Genomic DNA, 7377 nt, shown 5'->3' on the forward strand with positions numbered 1-7377 from the left:
CGCCCGGAGCGGCGGCCGGCCAAAATGTCTTTTTCAACTCCTAACTCAAAGAAAGGGTGAGCAAGTTGCCCAAACGCACTAAGAAACCCAAGAGCAAGCTGCTCCGCAAGGAAGCGCGCGCTGCGTATCTCTACCTCATCCCCGCATTTATCGGCCTGATCGTGCTGACCTATATTCCGCTGATCGCGGTGTTCGGCCTGAGCTTTTTCAAGTGGGGCGGAACCGGCGCACCGGAATGGAACGGCATCAATAACTATATCAAGCTCTTCACCACGGATCCGTACTTCAAGGAATCCATTAAGGTCACCGTCTATTTCTCCCTGCTTGCTGTCGTCGGCAGCATGGTCTATTCCCTGATTGTCGCAATGCTGCTCAACCGCAAGATCCCCGCCCGCGGCTTCTTCCGCGCGGTCTTCTACCTGCCCTATGTGCTGCCCGCAGCCGCCGTCTACATCGGCTGGAGCTGGCTGTACAACACGGAGTGGGGCCTGTTCAACTACATCCTCTCCAAGCTCGGCATCGAACGCCTGATGTTCGTCAGCTCGTCCTCGCAGGTCGTTCCGTCGCTGGCACTGATCGCCGTGTGGCTCTCCGGCAACCTGATCGTGATTTTCCTGGCGGGCCTGCAGAATGTGCCCCGCGTGTACCATGAGGCCGCCGAGATCGACGGCGCAAACGCATGGCAGCGCTTCTGGCATGTGACCTTCCCCAGCATGACCCCCATTATCTTCTATAATATGCTGATGGCCCTGATCACCAACATGCAGGTCGTCACGCCTGCCCTCGCTCTGACGAAGGGCGGCCCCGGCAAATCCTCTTACTTTATGTCCTACATGCTCTACAACTACGCGTTCAAGCAGCGCGGCAAGATCGGTCTCGCCTGCGCGATCGCCTTCGTGCTGTTCCTGCTGATCGGCGCCTTTACGCTGCTGCTGTTTGCCACCAGTAAGAGCTGGATCTTCTATGAAGGAGGCGACGACAAATGAGCAGCCTGAAAAGCCGCAAGCGCACCGAGCGCATCACGAATGCGCTGTGCTTCATCGCGCTGATCTTCCTGACCTGTCTGTGCATGCTGCCCATCTGGTGGATCTTCCGCTCCAGCCTGATGTCGAACGCCGAGCTGTTCAAGTGGCCGCCTGCCTTCTTACCGCCGCGCTGGCTGTTCTCGAACTACGCCAACACGCTGGAATACTTCAAGTTCTGGACCTATCTGAAGAACACGATGATCATCATCGTCCCGTCTGTCATCTTCGGCACCATCACGGCCACGATGTGCGGCTACGCCTTCGCGCGCCTGCGCTTCCGCCTGCGGAACTTCCTGTTCACGCTGTGCGTCGGCTCCATGCTGCTGCCGATCATGGTCACGCTCATCCCGCTGTACATCATGTGGACGAAGTTCTTCAACATGTCCAACACGTTCTGGCCGCTGATCCTGCCGTATCTCTGCGGCGGCGGCGCGTTCAACATCTTCCTCATCCGCCAGTTCGTCCGCTCCATCCCGCGTGAGCTCGACGAAGCTGCAACGATCGACGGCGCAGGCTACTTCCGTATCCTCCTCAACGTCATCGTTCCTTCCATCAAATCGGCGATGATCGTCGTCGCCATGTTCCTCTTCATCCAGATCTGGAACGATCTGCTCCAGCAGATGATCTATATCAATACGGACGATAAGTTCACGATCTCCATGGGCCTGAGCCAGCTCAAGGGCTCCCTGAAGACGGACTGGTCCGCCATCATGTGCGGCACCTGCATGTCCTTCGTGCCCGGCGTCGTGTTCTATCTCCTCGGTCAGCGGTACTTCGTCGAAGGCATCGTGATGACCGGTATGAAAAACTGATGCAGCGCGGAATGCGTCGGGAAGGCCGCGGCCTTCCCGCGCCCCGCGAGGGTGCGCGTCGGTTTTTCTATCTGTTTTGGAACCATGCATGGAAGCTCATCCGTCTGAACCTGCTGTTTCTGGCCTGCTGCATCCCGGTCGTGACGATGCCGGCTGCGCTGTGCGCCATGGACCGCGCTCTCATCGTGCTCGTGCGCGAGGGCAATGTGCTTTTGTGGGAGGAGTTCCGGGACGAATTTAAAAAGGATTTTTGGCGCAGTCTTCCGCTCGGGCTGCTGTTCGGCGGACTGCTGTTTCTGGGATATTTCCTGCTCAGCCTTGGCATGGGCAACTTCGGCACCTTCCTCGGTCCGATGTTCTTCGCCTTCGGCCTGTTTACCATCGGCTTCGCGCTCGGCCGCGGGAGCTATGCCTTCCTCATGCGTGCTATGTTCGATCTGCCCAACGGCCAGATCCTGAAGAATGCCAACGGCATGTCCGCCCTGCGCGGCGGCCGCGGCTGGCTGCCGATCGTGGTGCATGGCGTCGGCTTCCTGTTCGGCTTCAGCTTTTTCCCGTACACGCTGATCGTGATCGCACTGTTCGGCATCAGCCTGCCGCAATATCTGATCTGCTATCTGCTCAACGACCCCATCCAGAAAAACATCATTTCTCCGTGGGAGAGGATGCAGGCTCAAAAGGAGACATAATATGACTCATACGCTTGGTATCGAATTCGGCTCGACCCGTATCAAGGCCGTCCTGATCGACGAGGCCTTCCGCCCGGTCGCCTCCGGCGACTACACCTGGAAGAGCGACCTCCGCGACGGCGTCTGGACCTATGACCTCGAGGAGGCCTGGAGCGGCCTTCGCACGGCACTGCGCGCCCTCGGCGAGGTCTCCGTGGATGCCATGGGCATCTCGGCCATGATGCACGGCTATCTGGCCTTTGACAAGGACTGGAATTTGCTCACGCCCTTCCGCACCTGGCAGAACACCATGACGGGCGAAGAGGCGGCGGAGCTGACGGAGCTGTTCGGCTTCAACATCCCGCAGCGCTGGTCGATCGCGCACCTCTGGCATGCTATCCGCACCGGCGAGGCGCATGTCGGCAGGCTTGCGCACATCACGACGCTGGCGGGATATTTCCACTATATGCTCACCGGCGTGAACGCCGTCGGCATCGGCGAGGCCTCCGGCATGTTCCCCATCGACAGCGAAACGCTGGACTATGACCGCGGCATGATGGAAAAGTTTGACCGCCTCATCGCGGAGCAGCCCTTCACGCTGCGCGATCTGCTGCCGCAGGTCCTGCCCGCCGGTGTCCCGGCAGGCAAGCTGACCGCCGCCGGTGCGGCCCGCCTCGATGGCATGCTGTCCGAGGGCATCGTGTTTGCCCCGGCCGAGGGCGACGCCGGCACCGGCATGACGGCCACGAACGCCGTCGGCCCGCGCACGGGCAACGTCTCCGCCGGTACGTCCATCTTCTCCATGGTCGTTCTGGAGCATCCGCTGCAGAAGGTCTATCCGGAGATCGATCTTGTTACCACGCCGACGGGCCGCCCCGTCGCCATGGTGCACTGCAACAACTGTACGAACGACATGAACGCCTGGGCAGGCGTCCTGCGCGAGACGGCTGAGCTGTTCGGCAGCTCCGTCGACACGGGCGAGCTGTTCACGAAGCTCTACCGCAAGAGCCTTGAGGGCGAGGCCGACTGCGGCGGCGTCATGGTCGTGAACTATCTGGCAGGCGAGGGCGTGACCCATCTCGATGAGGGCCGCCCGCTGGTCCTGCGCCGCCCGGACAGCCGCTTTACGCTGGCAAACTTCCTGCGCGCACAGCTCTATTCCACCATGGCTACGCTGAAGATCGGCATGGACCTGCTCGCCTCCGAGCAGGTGGCCATCGATTCGCTCACCGGCCACGGCGGCTTGTTCAAGACGCCGGGCGTCGGCCAGAAATACATGGCCGCGGCCTGCGGTGCGCCCGTGACCGTCATGGAGAGCGCCGGAGAAGGCGGCCCCTACGGCATGGCGCTTCTGGCGGCCTTCGTCCTGCAGGGCGGCGGCGAGACGCTGGAGGACTTCCTCGCAAAGCACGTCTTCGCCGATGCCGTCCGCACGACGCTCCAGCCGGACCCGGCGGACGTTGAAGGCTTCCGCACGTTCCTCGATCAGTATAAGGCCTGCCTCCGCGTGGAGCAGGCTGCCACAGAAAATCTGTAAGGAGTGTACAAAGATGAAAAACTATGAATTCTGGTTTGTCGTTGGCTCGCAGACGCTGTACGGCGAAGAGGTGCTCCGCACCGTCGCTGCCCGCGCCGAGGAAATGGCGCAGAAGCTTTCTGCCGTTCTGCCCTATCCGCTGAAGTACAAGGTCACTGCCAAGAGCAACGCCGAGATCCTCGACGTCGTGAAGGAAGCCAACTATAACGATGCCTGCGCCGGTATCGTGACGTGGTGCCATACGTTCTCTCCGTCCAAGATGTGGATCAACGGTCTGGAGCTGCTCCAGAAGCCGTGGTGCCACTTCGCCACGCAGTATAACCGTGAGATCCCGAACGAAGAGATCGACATGGACTTCATGAACCTGAATCAGGCCGCCCACGGCGACCGCGAGCACGGCTTCATCGGCGCCCGCCTGCGTGCTCCGCGCAAGATCATTGCCGGTTACTGGCAGGACGGCGATGTACAGGAGCGTCTGGCCAGCTGGATGAAGGTCGCCGTCGGCGTCGCCTTCTCCCGCAGCCTGAAGGTCATGCGCTTCGGCGACAATATGCGCGAAGTCGCCGTCACCGAGGGCGATAAGGTCGAGGTGCAGCGCAAGCTCGGCTGGCAGGTCAACACCTGGGCCGTCGGCGATCTCGTCAAGGAGATGAACGCCGTCACGGAGGCCGAGGTCGACGCACTCATGGACGTCTACCGCGAGAAGTATGACTTTGCGACGGACAACGTCGAAGCCATCCGCTATCAGGCGCGCGAAGAGATCGCCATGAAGAAGATGATGGACCGCGAGGGCTGCAAGGCCTTTGCCAACACGTTCCAGGACCTCTACGGCATGGAGCAGCTGCCCGGTCTGGCCTCTCAGCACCTGATGGCGCAGGGCTACGGCTACGGCGGCGAGGGCGACTGGAAGGTCTCCGCCATGACCGCCATCCTGAAGGCCATGGGCGAGGGCGGCAACGGCGCGTCCGGCTTCATGGAGGACTATACCTATCATCTTGTCAAGGGGCAGGAATACAGCCTCGGCGCACACATGCTCGAGGTCTGCCCGAGCCTTGCCAGCGCCCGTCCGCGCATCGAGACCCATCCGCTTGGCATCGGCATGAACGAGAAGGATCCCGCCCGTCTGGTCTTTGAGGGCAAGGCCGGTAAGGCCATCGTCGTCAGCCTGATCGACATGGGCGGCCGTCTGCGCCTCATCGTGCAGGATATCGAGGCCGTGAAGCCCATCATGCCCATGCCGAACCTGCCCGTCGCCCGCGTTATGTGGAAGGCCATGCCGAACCTCACGACCGGCGTCGAGTGCTGGATCACTGCCGGCGGCGCGCACCACACCGTCCTGTCCTACGACGTTACGGCCGAGCAGATGCGCGACTGGGCCCGCATCATGGACATCGAGTACGTTCACATCGGTGCGGATACCACGGTGGAGTCTCTGGAGCACGACCTGTTCCTGAGCGACCTTGCGTGGAAGCTGAAGTAAGGAGCGCGCTATGCTGGAGGAACTGAAGCGTCAGGTGCTGGAGGCTAATCTCCTGCTGCCGAAGCACGGTCTCATCACCTTTACCTGGGGCAACGTCTCCGGGATCGATCGCGCCAGCGGTCTGGTCGTCATCAAGCCGTCCGGCGTCAGCTATGACGGCATGACGGTCGGGGACATGGTCGTCGTGGATCTGGACGGCAAGGTCGTCGAGGGCAAATGGAAGCCCTCGAGCGACACGCCGACGCACGTGGAGCTGTACCGTGCCTTCCCCGGGATCGGCGGCATCGTCCACACGCATTCCCGCTGGGCAACGAGCTTTGCGCAGGCGGGCGTCGGCATCATCCCCATGGGCACGACGCAGGGCGACTACTTCTACGGTGAGATCCCCTGCACCCGTCTGATGACGCCGGAGGAGATCGCGGGCGAATACGAGAAGGAGACCGGCAAGGTCATCATCGAGACGTTCGCGGGCAAGGACCCCGAGGCTATCCCCGCCGTGCTGGTCAACAGCCACGGCCCGTTCGCCTGGGGAACCGATGCCGAAAACGCCGTGCACAATGCGGTCGTTCTGGAGGAGGTCGCCTTCATGAACTTCCATGCGCTGCAGCTCAGCCCGAACCGCGGCGCAATGCAGCAGGAGCTGCTCGATAAGCACTACCTGCGCAAGCACGGGAAAAATGCCTACTACGGACAGGGTTGATCTGTCTTACAGATAGGGAGAAGAGAGGAAATGGAGCTGCTCCGTCGGAGCGGCTCCATTTTCCGGTTTTGGGGGCTTGACAACGGTCCAAACTCGTGCTACTATAATGCCTAGAAATACCGTAGGTTATATAGGGATTCGAAAGGAGCCTGTTTTATGAAAGTCTATTCCAGCATTTCCGAGCTTGTCGGCCACACGCCGCTCGTGCAGCTGCAGCGCTTTGCTGCGGCGCGCGGCCTGAAGGCAAACCTGCTGGCCAAGGTCGAATATTTTAACCCCGCGGGCAGCGTAAAGGACCGCATCGCCTGCGCCATGCTGGACGATGCCGAGCAGCGCGGCCTGCTGAAGCCGGGCGCTGTCATCGTCGAGCCGACGAGCGGCAACACTGGCATCGGCCTTGCCGCCATGGCGGCCGCGCGCGGCTACCGCGTCATCCTGACCATGCCGGAGACCATGAGTGTCGAGCGCCGCAACCTGCTCAAGGCTTATGGCGCGCAGCTCGTCCTGACGGACGGTGCGCAGGGCATGAAGGGTGCCATTGCCAAGGCGGAGGAGATCGCCGCACAGACGCCCGGCAGCTTCCTGCCCGGCCAGTTCACGAATCCGGCCAACCCCGCCATCCACCGCGCCACGACCGGCCCGGAGATCTGGCAGGATACGGACGGGACCGTCGATATTTTCGTTGCAGGCGTCGGCACCGGCGGCACCATCACGGGCACGGGTGAATATCTGAAGTCGCAGAACCCGAACGTGCGCGTCGTTGCGGTCGAGCCGGCCGGTTCGCCCGTCCTGTCCAAGGGCACGCCCGGTCCGCACAAGATCCAGGGCATCGGTGCGGGCTTCGTACCGAAGACGCTCAACACCTCCGTCTATGACGAGGTCTTCCCCGTGGAAAATGAGGACGCCTTTGCCACCGGCCGCGCGCTGGCGCGGGAGGAGGGCCTGCTCGTCGGCATTTCGTCCGGTGCGGCGGTCTTTGCGGCGGCGGAGTTGGCCAAGCGACCGGAAAATGCAGGCAAGACCATCGTCGCCCTGCTCCCGGATACCGGTGAGCGCTACCTCTCCACTGCCATGTTCACGGAGTGAGAAAACTGCCCGTTTCTTTCCGGGCTGCCGATTGTGCGCTGTAGGGGAGCGGCATGCCGCGCCCGGCGC

The 7377-nt window shown here is 61.9% G+C and carries 7 protein-coding genes; all 7 read left to right on the forward strand.

Annotation, left to right across the window (positions count from 1 at the left end; all coding sequences use genetic code 11):
* Positions 1 to 65 precede the first annotated feature (65 nt).
* The 7 genes from WMO66_RS13275 to cysK all read left to right on the forward strand — a co-directional run bounded on the left by WMO66_RS13275 (position 66) and on the right by cysK (position 7308).
* Positions 66 to 986: a carbohydrate ABC transporter permease gene (locus tag WMO66_RS13275; RefSeq protein WP_349136887.1), complete on the forward strand. Its 921-nt coding sequence runs from the start codon at positions 66 to 68 to the stop codon at positions 984 to 986.
* The gene (locus WMO66_RS13280; RefSeq protein ID WP_349136888.1) at positions 983 to 1837 is read left to right on the forward strand and encodes a carbohydrate ABC transporter permease; all 855 of its coding nucleotides are present in this window, start codon (positions 983 to 985) and stop codon (positions 1835 to 1837) included. The genes WMO66_RS13275 and WMO66_RS13280 overlap by 4 nt, the downstream gene beginning before the upstream one ends.
* Before the next feature lie 11 nt (positions 1838 to 1848).
* Entirely contained in the window at positions 1849 to 2526 is a 678-nt protein-coding gene (locus tag WMO66_RS13285; RefSeq protein WP_349136889.1) for a DUF624 domain-containing protein, read from the forward strand.
* A gap of 1 nt (position 2527) precedes the next feature.
* A complete protein-coding gene (locus tag WMO66_RS13290; protein WP_349136890.1) occupies positions 2528 to 4042 on the forward strand; it encodes a xylulokinase in 1515 nt (504 codons plus the stop codon).
* A gap of 13 nt (positions 4043 to 4055) precedes the next feature.
* Positions 4056 to 5522, forward strand: a complete 1467-nt coding sequence (araA, locus tag WMO66_RS13295) for an L-arabinose isomerase (protein WP_349136891.1) — start codon at positions 4056 to 4058, stop codon at positions 5520 to 5522.
* A 10-nt stretch (positions 5523 to 5532) separates the two neighbouring features.
* Positions 5533 to 6222, forward strand: coding sequence for an L-ribulose-5-phosphate 4-epimerase (araD, locus tag WMO66_RS13300; protein ID WP_349136892.1), 690 nt, complete (start codon positions 5533 to 5535; stop codon positions 6220 to 6222).
* Between the two features lie 156 nt (positions 6223 to 6378).
* The gene (gene cysK / locus WMO66_RS13305) at positions 6379 to 7308 is read left to right on the forward strand and encodes a cysteine synthase A (protein ID WP_349136893.1); all 930 of its coding nucleotides are present in this window, start codon (positions 6379 to 6381) and stop codon (positions 7306 to 7308) included.
* Positions 7309 to 7377 lie beyond the last annotated feature (69 nt).

It is taken from the genome of Faecousia intestinalis (genome assembly GCF_040096185.1).
Classification (GTDB): Bacteria; Bacillota; Clostridia; order Oscillospirales; family Oscillospiraceae; genus JAZOXB01.